17 protein-coding genes are annotated in these 13,369 nt (G+C 49.5%); 5 read left to right on the top strand and 12 right to left on the bottom strand.

Annotated features, from left to right (window positions below):
• Nucleotides 1-3: 3 nt before the first annotated feature.
• Nucleotides 4-1,392: an OprD family outer membrane porin gene (locus BGO59_RS07955; protein ID WP_293682954.1), complete on the bottom strand. Its 1,389-nt coding sequence runs from the start codon at nt 1,390-1,392 to the stop codon at nt 4-6.
• A 246-nt stretch (nt 1,393-1,638) separates the two neighbouring features.
• Here BGO59_RS07955 and BGO59_RS07960 point away from each other — a divergent pair, with 246 nt between their 5' ends.
• Both BGO59_RS07960 and BGO59_RS07965 read left to right on the top strand, forming a co-directional pair.
• The gene (locus tag BGO59_RS07960; protein ID WP_293682956.1) at nt 1,639-1,854 is read left to right on the top strand and encodes a hypothetical protein; all 216 of its coding nucleotides are present in this window, start codon (nt 1,639-1,641) and stop codon (nt 1,852-1,854) included.
• Between the two features lie 18 nt (nt 1,855-1,872).
• The gene (locus BGO59_RS07965; protein ID WP_293683143.1) at nt 1,873-2,964 is read left to right on the top strand and encodes a chloride channel protein; all 1,092 of its coding nucleotides are present in this window, start codon (nt 1,873-1,875) and stop codon (nt 2,962-2,964) included.
• Between the two features lie 21 nt (nt 2,965-2,985).
• Here BGO59_RS07965 and BGO59_RS07970 read toward each other — a convergent pair whose 3' ends face one another.
• The 7 genes from BGO59_RS07970 to BGO59_RS08000 all read right to left on the bottom strand — a co-directional run bounded on the left by BGO59_RS07970 (nt 2,986) and on the right by BGO59_RS08000 (nt 6,285).
• Entirely contained in the window at nt 2,986-3,363 is a 378-nt protein-coding gene (locus BGO59_RS07970) for a DsrE family protein (RefSeq protein WP_293682958.1), read from the bottom strand.
• Between the two features lie 35 nt (nt 3,364-3,398).
• Entirely contained in the window at nt 3,399-4,469 is a 1,071-nt protein-coding gene (locus BGO59_RS07975) for a c-type cytochrome (protein WP_293682960.1), read from the bottom strand.
• A 235-nt stretch (nt 4,470-4,704) separates the two neighbouring features.
• Nucleotides 4,705-5,307 (bottom strand): bifunctional 2-polyprenyl-6-hydroxyphenol methylase/3-demethylubiquinol 3-O-methyltransferase UbiG, encoded by a 603-nt coding sequence (locus BGO59_RS07980; RefSeq protein WP_293682962.1) that lies wholly within the window; start codon nt 5,305-5,307, stop codon nt 4,705-4,707.
• Nucleotides 5,300-5,623, bottom strand: a complete 324-nt coding sequence (gene trxA / locus BGO59_RS07985) for a thioredoxin (RefSeq protein WP_293682964.1) — start codon at nt 5,621-5,623, stop codon at nt 5,300-5,302. Before trxA ends, BGO59_RS07980 begins: the two co-directional genes overlap by 8 nt.
• Complete coding sequence (locus tag BGO59_RS07990) at nt 5,595-5,828, bottom strand: hypothetical protein (protein WP_020597654.1); 234 nt, start codon at nt 5,826-5,828, stop codon at nt 5,595-5,597. Before BGO59_RS07990 ends, trxA begins: the two co-directional genes overlap by 29 nt.
• On the bottom strand, nt 5,812-6,060 hold the full coding sequence (locus BGO59_RS07995; protein WP_293682969.1) for a hypothetical protein: 249 nt from the start codon (nt 6,058-6,060) through the stop codon (nt 5,812-5,814). The genes BGO59_RS07990 and BGO59_RS07995 overlap by 17 nt, the downstream gene beginning before the upstream one ends.
• 9 nt (nt 6,061-6,069) lie before the next feature.
• Complete coding sequence (locus tag BGO59_RS08000; protein WP_293682971.1) at nt 6,070-6,285, bottom strand: DUF2892 domain-containing protein; 216 nt, start codon at nt 6,283-6,285, stop codon at nt 6,070-6,072.
• Between the two features lie 141 nt (nt 6,286-6,426).
• On the opposite strand from BGO59_RS08000, the gene BGO59_RS08005 reads away from it, so the two are divergent.
• Entirely contained in the window at nt 6,427-6,870 is a 444-nt protein-coding gene (locus tag BGO59_RS08005) for a DsrE family protein (RefSeq protein WP_293682973.1), read from the top strand.
• A 55-nt stretch (nt 6,871-6,925) separates the two neighbouring features.
• Here the strand turns inward: BGO59_RS08005 and BGO59_RS08010 are convergent, their stop codons facing one another.
• The 4 genes from BGO59_RS08010 to BGO59_RS08025 form a co-directional block, all read right to left on the bottom strand.
• The gene (locus tag BGO59_RS08010; RefSeq protein WP_293682975.1) at nt 6,926-7,351 is read right to left on the bottom strand and encodes a DUF983 domain-containing protein; all 426 of its coding nucleotides are present in this window, start codon (nt 7,349-7,351) and stop codon (nt 6,926-6,928) included.
• Nucleotides 7,352-7,566: 215 nt separating this feature from the next.
• Nucleotides 7,567-8,985, bottom strand: coding sequence for an MBL fold metallo-hydrolase (locus BGO59_RS08015; protein ID WP_293682977.1), 1,419 nt, complete (start codon nt 8,983-8,985; stop codon nt 7,567-7,569).
• Between the two features lie 40 nt (nt 8,986-9,025).
• Nucleotides 9,026-9,829, bottom strand: a complete 804-nt coding sequence (locus BGO59_RS08020) for a sulfite exporter TauE/SafE family protein (RefSeq protein WP_293682979.1) — start codon at nt 9,827-9,829, stop codon at nt 9,026-9,028.
• A gap of 93 nt (nt 9,830-9,922) precedes the next feature.
• On the bottom strand, nt 9,923-10,564 hold the full coding sequence (locus tag BGO59_RS08025) for a Crp/Fnr family transcriptional regulator (RefSeq protein WP_293682981.1): 642 nt from the start codon (nt 10,562-10,564) through the stop codon (nt 9,923-9,925).
• Nucleotides 10,565-10,915: 351 nt separating this feature from the next.
• On the opposite strand from BGO59_RS08025, the gene BGO59_RS08030 reads away from it, so the two are divergent.
• The gene (locus BGO59_RS08030; RefSeq protein WP_293682983.1) at nt 10,916-11,455 is read left to right on the top strand and encodes a hypothetical protein; all 540 of its coding nucleotides are present in this window, start codon (nt 10,916-10,918) and stop codon (nt 11,453-11,455) included.
• Nucleotides 11,456-11,874: 419 nt separating this feature from the next.
• The gene (locus BGO59_RS08035) at nt 11,875-13,272 is read left to right on the top strand and encodes a vanadium-dependent haloperoxidase (RefSeq protein WP_293682985.1); all 1,398 of its coding nucleotides are present in this window, start codon (nt 11,875-11,877) and stop codon (nt 13,270-13,272) included.
• Nucleotides 13,273-13,369 lie beyond the last annotated feature (97 nt).

Below are 13,369 nucleotides of genomic sequence, written 5' to 3' on the forward strand. Positions count from 1 at the left end.
GATTTATAAGCGATAGTTGAGAATTAAATTGATCTGGTGCATACCTACCCGGTTATAGACGTAGCGGTTGTTGTCGTAGGTATTGCCAACGTCGGTTTTGAGTACCCACAACAGTTGAACATCCCAACTGTTCGGAAAATTACCGGAACGGTAGGTAAAACTTAAATTGGTTTGCGTATAGGAAGGCATTCCATACTTGTTTAAGACACTGTTTTTTACATCAGGTAACCGATAGTACCCAAAACTTGCTTCGGCTTTAATGCGGCTGGTCGGTGTAAAGAAGAGGTTGGTATTCACGGCGGTCAGGTCGCCAAATCCTTCGTTTTTTTCCCGCATCAGAAATGTATAAAACGGGTCACGACCCCACTCGCGGGGCATCAGGTAGCGCCCTTCGGCCGTGATGCGCGTTGCATTCAGGTAAGAAGTCCAGCGGGTAGTCTGGTAGCCAACCCGCCCCGAAAAAATCAGCGAGCGATTACCGGGCTGGTCGTAAGCTTTGGCCGATTCGTCGTTTCCCCCGTTCCCAACCGCCCATTGACGAGCCAGTTGAAGACCAGCCACAACCTGTCGCTTTTTTCCGGCTGGAATGCCCATGTCGGCTCGGGCGTAAATCATATTGAAAATATTCTGTACATGCGTATCCCAAAGCTGAAGTACTACTTTGCCGACTTTCTGGGTTATAGCCAGTTGCGTAATACCCGCCGACTGCGTGTTTCCGGCATACTGTGAGGCCTTACCCGTTGCATCGACACCAACCGGATACAGACCCATACTTTCGCCAATTGTGTACCAGCCCAGGGTCGAGCGGGGAGCGATTCGGGTCAGGTATTCGGCATGGATCTGGGTGTTGGGCCGCTCGTTCCATTCCAGCACAATGCCCTCTACAAACGTGGGCGACATACGGCCATCCTGCGGATTAATAAACGGACTGCGGGGTAGCTGACGGCCAACCGTAACCCACGATTTTTTGCCGAACACATACTGCGCATATAGTTCTTCGAGCCGACTAAGCATCGCATGATTGCCCGGATTTTGCCCATCAAACAAGCCAATTTCGTAGCGATTAGGTTGTCCCGTTTGCGAATCGCGGGCCGCCAGATCGGACGAGAGCAGGTTCTTGCTGAAAAACACCGTTCCGCCTACGGTCAGGTGGTTGAAAAGTCGGGGGGTCTGATACCCAAGCCCTACCCCAACCCCCCACGCATAGGCATCGCTTAAGTCGCCCTGATTATCCGTTGCCATAAAAAACGACCGGGCGCGAATAGGAAAACGCTCGCGCCCAAGCCAGCGTTGCTGTTTGGCGGTCAGCGTATCAGGCTGATTGGCCCATGCCGCCGACCCGTTGGTCGTTAGCATCGCCATCAATCCCAGAGCCAGTAAACGTCCGATCATGCCCTATGTTCTGTTGAATGATTTCACAAAACTCCTCAGGGAATCGCCCGTTTTCCGTGATAATTGTTACATAGGGTTGGTTAAAGGCAATGATTGTCTACCATTTTTGTGATGCTGACACCGAAGTATCTTCGGCGGCCAGATGAAAGGTTATCTCCGAAGATGCTTCCTTCGTCAGCATCACAAAAGCTGTTTTTAGCAAAACGGTTTGTCGTAACACATCAGCCACAAACGGGTTAAACGAGCATGCGCATCCATGAAGAACTGGTTCTGTTGTTTAGTGTCCTTAAGTGGGTCATCCTGTCGGTGCTGATCGGCTGTCTGACGGGTTTGGCGGCTTCGGGCTTTATCCGGTTCATTCATTATGTGATTGAGCAGAGCAATCACTACCAGTACGTGTTTTACTGGCTGCCACTCAGTTTTTTTGTCGCTAACCTACTCAGCCAGTTCGTCCTGAAGTAACACGTTGGCACCGACGCCCTGATTGCAGCCATTAACCGAAATTTTGGTAAAATGGAAGCAAGCTTTGTACCCACTAAAGTCATTAATGTCATTCTGATTCTGGCTACGGGTGGCTCGGCCGGTAAAGAAAGTCCCTGTGCTCAGATCGGAGCTGGTTTGGGCAGTCTTTGCGCCAACCTCTTCCGGGTCGACGATATAGACCGGCGAAAAATGGTGCTCTGTGGCTTTTGTGCCGGTTTCTCCTGTGTGTTTGGGGCGCCCATAGCGGGTGCCTTGTTCGGTATTGAAGTGCTGGCCGTCGGGGTTATTTTTTATGATGTGTTGCTGCCCGCTTTCGTAGCGTCGATCACGGCCTATCAGATCTCCTCGGCCCTTGGCGTCACTTTTTTCTACTATCCACTTCAGTTTGTTCCGGCTTTCGGGCGGGGATTCTTTCTGCAACTGCTGGGTGGAGGCCTTCTCTTTGGGCTATGTGCCTACGTGCTGATCCGGTCCATCCAGTCCAGTACGTCGGCTGTAAATTCCATTCCGATCTGGCGACCGTGGAAAGGGCTCCTGGGTGGTATGGTACTGGTTGGTCTGACGCTTTTATTTTCGCGCGATTACCTGGGGCTGGGGCTTAATTTGATGGAAAATGCGATAGAAGGGCACCCCGTCAAGCCTTACACCTTTCTACTCAAAGCGCTCTTTACTATCATCACACTAACCATCAGTCGGAGTGGAAGTGTCATTACCCCCACTTTATTTATTGGAGCCACAGCGGGCAGTTTCTACGCCGACGTGATTGGAGCAGACCATTCAACCTTTGCCGCTATTGGTTTTGTCAGTCTGCTGGCTGGTGCGGCCAACACGCCCATTGCCTGTAGTATTTTAGCCATCGAACTGTTTGGAGCCGAGATTGCCCCCTATGCAGCCATATCCTGCGTTATTAGCTTTCTGATGTCGGGCCATCGTAGCCTGTATGCATCGCAGGTACTTGCCATCCCAAAATCCAGCGCAATACCTACCGAAACAGGTCAGGAATTCAAGGCCATTACGCCCCCGGTAATCCGGTGGCGGGTTCACCGACTCAACTGGTTAAAAAAGGTAATCCGACTGTTTCGAAGATAACAATAACAACTGTACCGAACTTTATACCCCAGCCTTTATATACGCCCAGCCCTGCTCCTGTTTCAGAATAAGTTCGATGATGGCTACGGGAACCGTTTCGACGGAGGGCAGCATATCATCCAATGTCAACTGTTTACTACGCAGGCTATTCTCACACACCACAATCCGAACCACATGATGGTCAACAAATTGTTGCAAAGGCTGCGCGTAGCGTGTCTCACTGGCCGTAATCAGGTCAATACCAGGGCCATGAACCACAACTTCAACTTCGGCCTCGGGCCATATGGCCAACAGGTTTTTCAGATTACTGATTAGGGCTTTCTGCGAAGCATCGTCGGGCGAAACAAACTGAAACACCACCCGGTGCCCTTTACCTGTGTCAGGTGCTCTATCCATCATAACGTGCAGTTAATTGTACCAACACCCCAAAGTTCCTATTTCGATTCGGCATGGCTCTTTTTGTAAGCCTCAATGGGTTTAAACGGACCAAACTTATGCTGTTTTTCGGAAAACGAATCGGCGTAGGGGCCAAACGGATGATCGACGGGCTTGCTGGCTATGTTGGGCCAGTCGTTGCGTAAATCTTTAGCCGATCGGGGCATCGAATTGATGAAGGCGGCAAGGTCCCAGGCTTCTTCGTCGCTCAATTGCGGCTTATCCCAACTGGCACCCAGCGGCATATTAGCTTTTATGTAACCCGCCAGTCGTGAAAGACGGAACAGCCCGGCTCCCTGATTGTAGCTATGCGCCCCCCAAAGCGGTGGAAAAGTATAGCCCACCCCATCGGGTTTGGCAACGCCCTGCCCCGTAGTGCCATGACAACTCACACATTTCTGTTCATAAGTCAGCTTGCCTTTTTCGGGAATGGCAGCACGGTCGAGATACGGTACTTTCCAGATACCTGATCTGGCAGGGTTTTTACCTTTAGGAACGTCATCACCCAGAAACTGGATATAGGCGACAATGGCTTTCATTTCCCGGCTATTACTGTCGAGACCTTTACCATTCAGGCTGCGTTCAAAGCAATCGTTTACCCGCTTCACGATGGTTTCGATCCTGCCCGAACGTGCCCGAAATTTTGGATAAGTCGATGCCACTGCACTGTAGTTGTTTCCCCAGGGCTTTGTACCCGCGTCCAGATGGCAGTTCTGACAGTTCATTCCGTTCGATGCATGCGTTACCGTACCCATAGGTCCCAGATACAGAGCCGTATTGGCGATCAACTCTTTACCATAGCGGATCAGGTCGCCATTGGAAAGCGCAGCAATCTTTGCCTCGGATGGTGCCTGCCAAAGCGGCTCCTCCGCCTTCACGGGTAGGGTGGTTGATGAACTACCGGACGAGGCCACCGGCTCCTCCCTGTTTGCCGATGCATCGATCCAGCCAACCTGGAATGCGATCAGCATAGCGGTAGCAATAACCGTAATAACCAGCAACCCGGCTAATATAAGTAAGGTACGTTGAAGAGACCGTATCGTTTGGTTGAAAGGATCTTTAGCTTGCATACATTGACCGAATCAAAGACGCTTTACGTTGTGCGCAAAACACCACGTACCAGTACCTTTCAACGGATTAATCAAGTTTCAGGCAAAGGTCTGGCCCTCGGATGACAAACTCCGTAACAATAGTCACAAAGCCCGTTCAGCAGCCCTCGTTTTCAGAATGTCGTTACAAACACGAACGCCACGGGTTCAGTCCGTGGCGTCGTCTCCGTTTAAGTTAAGAAAAGTGGGCAATCAATTACCTTTTTCGGGCCATTAGCCGAACTACACAGGCTAAGCCATTGTGATACGCTCCTTCGTGGAGGTCAACGTAGGTTTCTTCAATTTTCAGAATTTCCAATTCACTAAAGTCGTCCAGCAAATCGGCTTGGCTGTACAGCATATCCGGGTCTTTAGGGCCGCCCGATCCCCGCCCCAACTGGTCTTTATGAAAAGCTTCCAGCACCAGATAGCCCGATGGTTTTAAAGTTAAAACCAGTTGTTGATGAACCTGCCGTCGTTCAGCCGACGGGACATGCGCATAAATCAGCCCAACCAGATCGTATGTGTTGGCTGGTGCCGAAAATGCCTGTAGTGTACTAGTTTCGTAGTGAATGGTGGTACAGGCCTCTGCTGCCAACTGCAAGGCTTTTTCACGAGCTATTATACTCTGATCAAAGGCATCGACGGCCCAGCCCATACGAGCAGCATAAACGGCATTGCGCCCTTCGCCCTCGGCAGGCAACAAGAGCCGTCCTGGATTCAGAGCATCCAGGCATTCTTTAAAAAACGCATTGGGCTCAACTCCATAGATATAAGCCGGGTCCTGGTAGCGAGCATTCCAAAACTCCTGGCTATACATGATTTGTTTCGAGCTGATTCACTACATACTCCAGTTGCCGGGCTTCGATAACTCCCGATTGCCGCCAAACAACCTGCCCCTTTCGAAACAGAATCAGCGTTGGTACGCCCTGAATCCGATACGTACTGGCAGCAGCCGGGCTTTGGTCGACGTCGATTTTCAGAACCCGAACCCGATCGCCCATGTGTTCGGCAAACTCTTTCAGAATGGGGCCCATCATTTTGCAGGGACCGCACCATTCGGCAGAGAAATCGACCAGTACGGGCGTGTTGCCCTTGATAATATCATTAAACGTTTCTTTTTTCTGCGTTTCCATAGGTATTCATCAGTTTTTGGCCAAGTTGATGGAGCATATCGCCCAGCAATAATCCGGTGACTGCCCCCCAGATGCTCATGGACTGCCAGTGCGACTGAATAGGGCAATGGCCAGTCAAACAGCCAACTTCACGCCAGTACACAAACCCAGCCACAGCACCCAGCAAGGCCCCTATCCACTGCCATCGGTTAATGTACTTCTTCATACGGTATCTCGTCCAGCGTTTTATCGGCCTTGACATCAGTCGAATGCGTTTGTCGGGGCATACCACAACCAGCCGCACTACAGCCTACGTTCAGCAGACTCTGCAGCAGCAGTATACCACCCATAAGCCCCAGTAAAGGCTGACGGTCGACAAGGGCACTCCCGATAATCAGGATTCCAGCTACCAACCGGACCAGCCGCATGACATCCCAGTTTTTTAATAAGGTTTCCATTCGTTCCTCTCAATTAGCGTGCTTTCGGATTCGATTGGTTCGGATGCCAAACGGCAGATACAACGGACAGGTACTAACCAGGCTGGTAGCGATAAATATCCCAGCAACGACTAAAGTGATCATTCCCCACGTACCCGTCAGTACATTGGTTGCAAACAGGGCAATCAATACAACGGCAACAATAACCCGAATGATTCGATCAGCGGAACCCATGTTCTTTTTCATAGCCTTCTTTTTTTAGCTAAGTACGGGTTTCTGTACCGCTGCTTCCGTGATAAAAATCACATAACGAACTGATTATGTGCTATACTTTCGTGAAGTTTACTGGCAAGTCATAGTTATCCATTTTATTACGTCAATACGCTTATGAATTATCTGTCAATTGGCCTGACTGCATTCGTCCTGTTTCTGGCTCAATCGGTTGTAGCGCAGCCTGATTTCCGGGGTGCCAAAGCTACCAGATCAACCTATCAGGTGGTATATCAGTTGAATACCGACGATGAATCAAAAATTAAAGCTACCCTGAAAAACATTCAGAATGCGCTGGACGACGCCCGGCTGAAAGGCAAACTGGAGGTCGAACTCGTCGTACATGGTGGTGGTGTGGTAGCCCTGAAAAAAGGCAGCCCGTTTGAACAAACCTTACTAGACCTGCAAAAACAGGGCGTTGTGCTGGCTCAGTGTGAGAATACCTTACGGGAACGCAAAATCAGTAAGGACGAAATGTTACCGTTTATTGGCTACACGCCCAGCGGCAATGGCGAACTGATTATCCGTCAGCAGCAAGGCTGGGCCATTATTCATCCGTGATCCAAATACCTACCTCCAGCCGTAAGCGAATTCGGGCTGGAGGTAGGCATCGACGTTATGGCAACATTTTCGAATGAGCTGTTGCCTTCACCGGGTTTGCCTCTGGTTTGGCTATTTCGGGTCGATAGTTCACAAAAAAATTAATCCAGGTTCGTCGGGCAAGCCGAAAGAAGAAAGGAGTCAGAATAACGAGCGATGGCAGCAGGACAACCAGATAATAATCCAGATTGATATCCAGTATGGCATAAAAGAGGACAAATGAGCTGATGATAAAAGCTACGTAGTAGGCATAGCTCACATACATGGCTCCGGTAAAAAAGCCCGGCTCCGGCGAATACCGCAAGTGACAATGGCTACACTCCTCGTGCATTTTGTCGAACTGTTTCAGGTTATAGGCGCTTTTGCTCACAAAAAAATCGCCTTCCTGGCAGCGTGGGCATTTATTGAAAAGAATGCTATAAAGTTTGCTTCCCTTTACCATGGCCGTGTCGAGTTTATATGTCTGATCGGGCCGTTCAGTGGCTGGCGATCAATGACTCCTCAAAAGTAGCCGATCATTTTACCGGAATCTGTGATAATTGTTACACAGGAAGCTGATTCTGGTAAGTGCATAAATCCTGTACATCCTGTGAATCCTGTCGAAAAAGTTTTTTGACAGGATTCACAGGATGTACAGGATTTTATCAAAATGGGCAATCAATCTTTTTTCAGGGTGCTTGGGCAAACGTAATCAGTCGTGTTGATGCGCCCACTTTTCTGAATAGCCCCGAAGCCCCCCGCCACATCGATCACGTTATCGTACCCGCGCGATTTCAGGATAGAGGCCGCCATCATTGACCGATAGCCCCCTGCACAATGAACATAGAATGGCTCGTTTTTAGGAAACTCGGCCATATGCTCGCTGATGTAATCGAGTGGAACGTTCTTAGCACCGTCGATATGTTCGGCGGTAAACTCACCAGGCTTCCGAACATCGATAACCGGAATAGGCCCCTGTTCGAGTCGATCAGCCAGTTCATTGGCCGAAATCGATGCGATCGTATCCACTTCTTTACCACTGGATGCCCAACTGCTAAAGCCACCTTCCAGATACCCTAGTACCTGATCGTATCCCACACGAGCCAGCCGGGTCAGGGTTTCCTGTTCGGTACCGGGTTCACACACCAGTAAAAGCTCCTGCCGAACATCGGGAACCAGAGCCCCTACCCAGGGTGCAAACTGCCCACCCAGTCCAATGTTGATCGAGTTGGGAATAAAACCTTTCGCAAACACCTGCGCCGAACGCACATCGAGTACCACCGCTCCCGTTTCGTTGGCAGCCGCTTCGAAGGCTTCCGGGCTAAGCGGTTGCGCTCCCCGGTCCAATACGGTATCGATGCTTTCGTAGCCTTGTTTATTCATCATCACGTTTTGCGGAAAATATTTCGGGGGGGCCAGTAGCCCATCGGTTACCTCCTTAATAAATTCGTCGCGGGTCATGGTAGCCCGAAGCGCATAGTTGAATAGTTTCTGATTCCCTAGCGTGTCGGTGGTTTCCTTGCTCATGTTTTTGCCACAGGCCGAACCAGCCCCATGCGCCGGATACACGATCACATCGTTGGGCAGGGTCATGATTTTGGTACGGAGTGAGTCGAAGAGATAGCCCGCCAGATCGTTCATGGTCAGGTCTGATTTCTGCGCCAGGTCGGGGCGACCGACATCCCCAATAAACAGTGTATCGCCACTGAACAAGGCCTTTTCGTGGCCCTGCTCATCGACCAGCAGATAACAGGTCGATTCCATCGTATGTCCTGGTGTATGCAACACTCGAATTTTCACATTTCCCAAGGGCAGCTCTTCTCCATCCTGAGCAATGTAGGCTTTAAAGCCGGTTTTGGCGTTGGGGCCGTAAACGATAGCAGCGCCGGTTTGTTTGGCCAGATCGAGGTGCCCCGACACGAAGTCGGCGTGGAAATGGGTTTCCAGCACATATTTAATGGTAGCCCCTGCCCGTTCGGCCCGTTCGATATACGGTTTCACTTCCCGGAGTGGATCAATAATGGCTACTTCGCCCTGGCTTTCAATATAATAAGCCCCTTGCGCGAGGCAACCTGTATAAATCTGTTCTATGTTCATGGTCATTGGTGATTGACGAATAGAGATTAGATTGAGTCGATTAAAAAAGCAGTTCCTTAGCCATGATATAAACACCCATCATGAGTACAAACCAGCCAAAGGCCTTTTTAAGTTTCTCACCCGGCACATACCGCGACAGATAAGACCCCACAAAAATGCCTACTACCGACAGAGCCGTGAATTCGAGTAAGAACGGCCAGTCGACCTGCATGTTGGACAAATCGCCCAGAAACCCGATTAATGATTTGGCAGCAATGATCAGCAACGAGGTTCCAACCGCCATTTTCATGGGCAGTCGCGCCAACAACACCAGCGCCGGAATAATCAGAAACCCACCCCCAGCGCCCACAATTCCCGTCAACGTACCTACCAGTGCCCCTTCGAGAGCAATCAGGGGTAAGTTGAACTGTACGGCGTCCGTTTCAGCACTGGTTTCCTTTTTTTTGTCTCGAATCATCGACACCGAAGCCGCCAGCATAACCAGAGCAAAAAAAAGCATGATGGCTACATTCCGGCTAAGGGCAAAACTTCCCGTGGTAAATACCGGATCGGGAATGGCTGGAACCAGGTATTTGCGGGTTAAGAAAACAGCCAGAAAGGAAGGTATGGCAAAAACAAAGGCCGCCCGGTAATTAACCTGCTCTTTTCGCATGTAATTAACCGAACCAACCAGCGATGTAGTGCCAACGACAAACAGGGAATAGGCTGTAGACAGAACGGGGTTGATCCCCATCATGTATACCAGAACGGGAAGTGTCAGGATACTCCCTCCTCCTCCAATCAGCCCGAGGCTGATGCCAATGAAAATGGATGCAGAAAAGCCAATCAGTTGAATAGTGGTCATGCCCGTCAAACTTTTAGGCAAAGCAACCACATGGTCAGAAGGCTTTCCGTGATAATTGTTACATAGTCCGTTTAAATGGGAGACGAACGATGTTCAAGCGCCCACCATCTCAATTTTCCCCCGTTGCAACTTTAGTTTATTCATTTTTTCGAGTTGTTTGAGCAACCGCGAAATTACTTCGCGAGAGGTCGCTAACTCATTCGCAATTTCTTCGTGCGTGATCGTCAATTCACGGCATTGACAGCTCTGCATTTTTTTCTGAAGATAGGTCAGTAGCCGCTCGTCCAGTTTATGAAACGTAACCTCGTCGATAGTGGTAAGCAGGTTATCGAATCGTTTCTGGTAGGTTTGAAAAACAAATTGCTTCCAGGTTGAATAGCGACATAGCCACTCGTCTACTTTATCGACAGGTATGGCAATCAGTTCGGTTTCCTCCTCGGCTACAGCCGTAATTTCACTGCGTCGGCTACCCAGGCAGCAGGTAAGCGACATAGCACAGGCATCCAGACCGCCCAGATAATAGAGCAACGCTTCGCGGCCTTCCTGATCGGGGCGCATAATTTTAACCGAACCCCGAATAATTATTGGAACAGACCGGATGTATTCGCCCGGACGGATCAGATACTCTCCTGCCGGAACAATTTTCTGCTGGCCAACTTTAGCCAGCTCATCAAGCAAAGCATATTCAAACTGCCCTTTAAATGTTTCCTGCAAATAATTGAGGCTTATGTTCATAGCGACACACGGGTTTAAAAGCTACCGCTATCGTTAACCGAAACTCTATACAGCAAGTTGCATCCCTGCTAAAAAGACCTACTCCTTTCAGGCTGAACCCCTCAATGCCCGATGAAACAGGTCTGCTATCGGCCAGAACCGTAAACGGAGAATATAATAAGCCCGTTGCTTAATCAGGTTTCGATCGAGTAGTATACTTAGTCCCCTGTAGGCACTATTGTCCATTCAACACGCCTGTCGGGGTATTATTAAGCCCCTATTTTTCTTTTCACTCTCGCTTTAATAGTTACTAATGGCATAAATCTTGTTTATGATTTATAAGATTTTATAGAGCTGAAGAAAACTGCTTTCGTGAAAAAAGTCATCTCCATCGGTCTTGTCACCTTACTGGGTTGTTACACACTTGCGTATATGCTGGTGGCGGTGACCAGTTGGTGGCAGGCAGAAAACGATTTGTCGAAGCGGCTTTTGGTCTATCGATCTGTAGATAGCCTGGTAGAATTCCAGATTTCTCTAGCGAATAACCTTGAACTCAACGACATCACCCGCACGACTTCCGACGGCTTCACCTATAACGGACACTATTATTCGGTGGTGAGTGTCGAACTTCATGGCGATCAGCTCTCCATAGTAGGTCTCGAATTGAAAAGCCATTCGTTATGGCAAGATGATTTACTTTCCTTCTTGAACGAGCATATCCATGAGGCCAGCCAACCGCAACAAAAGGCAAATCAATTCCTAAAACTCCTACTAAAAGAATACTCGCCTGCCCAACAGGCCGTTTTTAGCTTTATTCCTCCTCATTGGCACGAAGCCATTCGGATACCCAACAGACCATGTCTGCTGCTTGCTCGTGCCTTACCCGTACATTCCCCTCCTCCAGAAGTCTGAGCGAACAGGATTACTAGCGGTAGATAGAATTGCCAGAGACGGCCTAGAAAATTAGCCATGTCTTGAGGCATATCTATCTACAAAACCTGTCGCCATTGGCTTTACCAGACTGGCGCTCTACGCTATTATTCATTTGTCGTTTACCTAGCCATTTCACAACCTGTAGCAAGTACAGTTGTAATTTATTCTGGACGCCCTCTGCGATGTCCTGATAAATTATTGACGCTTCTTCAGGGTATGAACGGTTGTGCATAAACCAGATTTCGACCTGACGCGACAGCGACTTTCGGATAGCTGGCTTATGGCTCAGCTCACGCTATTCACTATATCGATTCGGGCCATACTTAGCCCTATTTCGCTACGTACCTACCTGTGTAGTAGCATCCTCATTTCCCTTTCATGCTAGATTCCAGAAAGCTATGAATGCATTTATACATCTGTTAACAAAGCCCACCTTTCGTATCAGAAAGGCTATATCCTATTGTTTTATCGGTTTCTTTGCCGCTATAGCCTTAGCCTGCCAATCGCCCAAGCAAGACGTAGCGCCCGTATCCACCGGATCGACTATCGATGCCTCCGTATCTTTACAATGGATGGATTTGTTTTTACTTGTTGATCGGTATGCGCCTGGCTATCGCCCACCCGTAGCCGCCCGAGCGCTGGCCTATATCGGGCTAGCGGCTTATGAAACGGTCGTCCCTGGCTCAGCCAATTACCAGTCTGTAGCCTACAAATTTTCTGGTCTTAGTATCCCCAAACCCGAAGCGGGAAAAACGTACCAGTGGGATGTAGCCCTAAACGAATCTTATTACCTGATGATGAAAGGTTTCTTCCCGCATGTATCAGACAAGGACAAGGCTAAAATTGACTCATTACATACTAAACTAGCCGTCGGCACGGGGAGTAGCGATGACATCAGTCGATCCAAAAAGTTCGGCCAGGACGTTGCTACCGCCGTGATAGCCTACGCTAAAACCGATGTGGCTGGCGATGGGGCCTATCTGCGCAACCAGCCAGCCGATTATGTCCCGCCAACGGGCCCCGGGAAATGGCAGCCTACCGCCCCAGATTATAGCCGGGCATTGCTACCTTACTGGGGCAAAGTCAGGACGTTTGTTGCCAGCGAAACCGACAAAATAGCCAAAGAGCCCTTGAATTACAGCACGAACATCAAATCGACGCTGTTTGCGCAGGGTCTGGAAATTTATACGGCTACGACTCCCCTGACCAATGACGAGAAATGGATTGGGGAGTTCTGGAGCGACGATATCTATCAGTTAACGTTTGAGCCTGCCGCCCGCTGGATTGCAGTGGCTAGCGAGGTAATTCGGAAGGATAAAGTCCCGCTCGATAAAGCAGTGTACACGTTTGCCAAGGTGGGTATGGGCCTCAGCGATGTAGGGGTAGCCTGCTGGAATTCCAAATACATCTATAACGTTGAACGACCGATTACATACATCCAGCGGACTATCGATCCGACCTGGCGAACGCGGCTGAATAATCCAATCAGTATTATGGTTGGCGTAACACCTCCGTTTCCGGCTTATCCGTCAGGTCATTCGTGCTTTGGTGCCGCTGCTGCCGAAGTTCTTACCGACATTTATGGGGCATCCTATGCCATGACTGATCGGTGTCATGAGGGAAGAACTGAATTTAACGGTGCTCCCAGAAGCTTCAATAGCTTCTATGAAATGGCGCAGGAAAATGCCTACTCGCGTGTATTACTGGGGGTTCATTATCGGATGGATTGCGAAGAAGGCCTCCGGATGGGCTATGCCATTGGCCGTAAAGTAAACCAGTTGCCCTGGACTAAATAATCTTATCAACTTGCGAAGGATTAAGCAACGAACCCCACCGGTTTTACCAGTGGGGTTCGTTGTTTGCATCGATTTAAAAACGGCACCCATTTTCGGA

The organism is Spirosoma sp. 48-14 (assembly GCF_001898575.1).
In the GTDB taxonomy this organism is placed as follows: Bacteria; Bacteroidota; Bacteroidia; order Cytophagales; family Spirosomataceae; genus Spirosoma.

Bases quoted from the DNA above. Each gene is read 5' to 3' on its own strand.
- BGO59_RS07955 (WP_293682954.1), bottom strand. From the start codon at position 1,392: ATGATCGGACGTTTACTGGCTCTGGGATTGATGGCGATGCTAACGACC.
- BGO59_RS07960 (WP_293682956.1), top strand. From the start codon at position 1,639: ATGCGCATCCATGAAGAACTGGTTCTGTTGTTTAGTGTCCTTAAGTGG.
- BGO59_RS07970 (WP_293682958.1), bottom strand. From the start codon at position 3,363: ATGATGGATAGAGCACCTGACACAGGTAAAGGGCACCGGGTGGTGTTT.
- BGO59_RS07975 (WP_293682960.1), bottom strand. From the start codon at position 4,469: ATGCAAGCTAAAGATCCTTTCAACCAAACGATACGGTCTCTTCAACGT.
- BGO59_RS07980 (WP_293682962.1), bottom strand. From the start codon at position 5,307: ATGTATAGCCAGGAGTTTTGGAATGCTCGCTACCAGGACCCGGCTTAT.
- trxA (WP_293682964.1), bottom strand. From the start codon at position 5,623: ATGGAAACGCAGAAAAAAGAAACGTTTAATGATATTATCAAGGGCAAC.
- BGO59_RS07990 (WP_020597654.1), bottom strand. From the start codon at position 5,828: ATGAAGAAGTACATTAACCGATGGCAGTGGATAGGGGCCTTGCTGGGT.
- BGO59_RS07995 (WP_293682969.1), bottom strand. From the start codon at position 6,060: ATGGAAACCTTATTAAAAAACTGGGATGTCATGCGGCTGGTCCGGTTG.
- BGO59_RS08000 (WP_293682971.1), bottom strand. From the start codon at position 6,285: ATGAAAAAGAACATGGGTTCCGCTGATCGAATCATTCGGGTTATTGTT.
- BGO59_RS08005 (WP_293682973.1), top strand. From the start codon at position 6,427: ATGAATTATCTGTCAATTGGCCTGACTGCATTCGTCCTGTTTCTGGCT.
- BGO59_RS08010 (WP_293682975.1), bottom strand. From the start codon at position 7,351: ATGGTAAAGGGAAGCAAACTTTATAGCATTCTTTTCAATAAATGCCCA.
- BGO59_RS08015 (WP_293682977.1), bottom strand. From the start codon at position 8,985: ATGAACATAGAACAGATTTATACAGGTTGCCTCGCGCAAGGGGCTTAT.
- BGO59_RS08020 (WP_293682979.1), bottom strand. From the start codon at position 9,829: ATGACCACTATTCAACTGATTGGCTTTTCTGCATCCATTTTCATTGGC.
- BGO59_RS08025 (WP_293682981.1), bottom strand. From the start codon at position 10,564: ATGAACATAAGCCTCAATTATTTGCAGGAAACATTTAAAGGGCAGTTT.
- BGO59_RS08035 (WP_293682985.1), top strand. From the start codon at position 11,875: ATGAATGCATTTATACATCTGTTAACAAAGCCCACCTTTCGTATCAGA.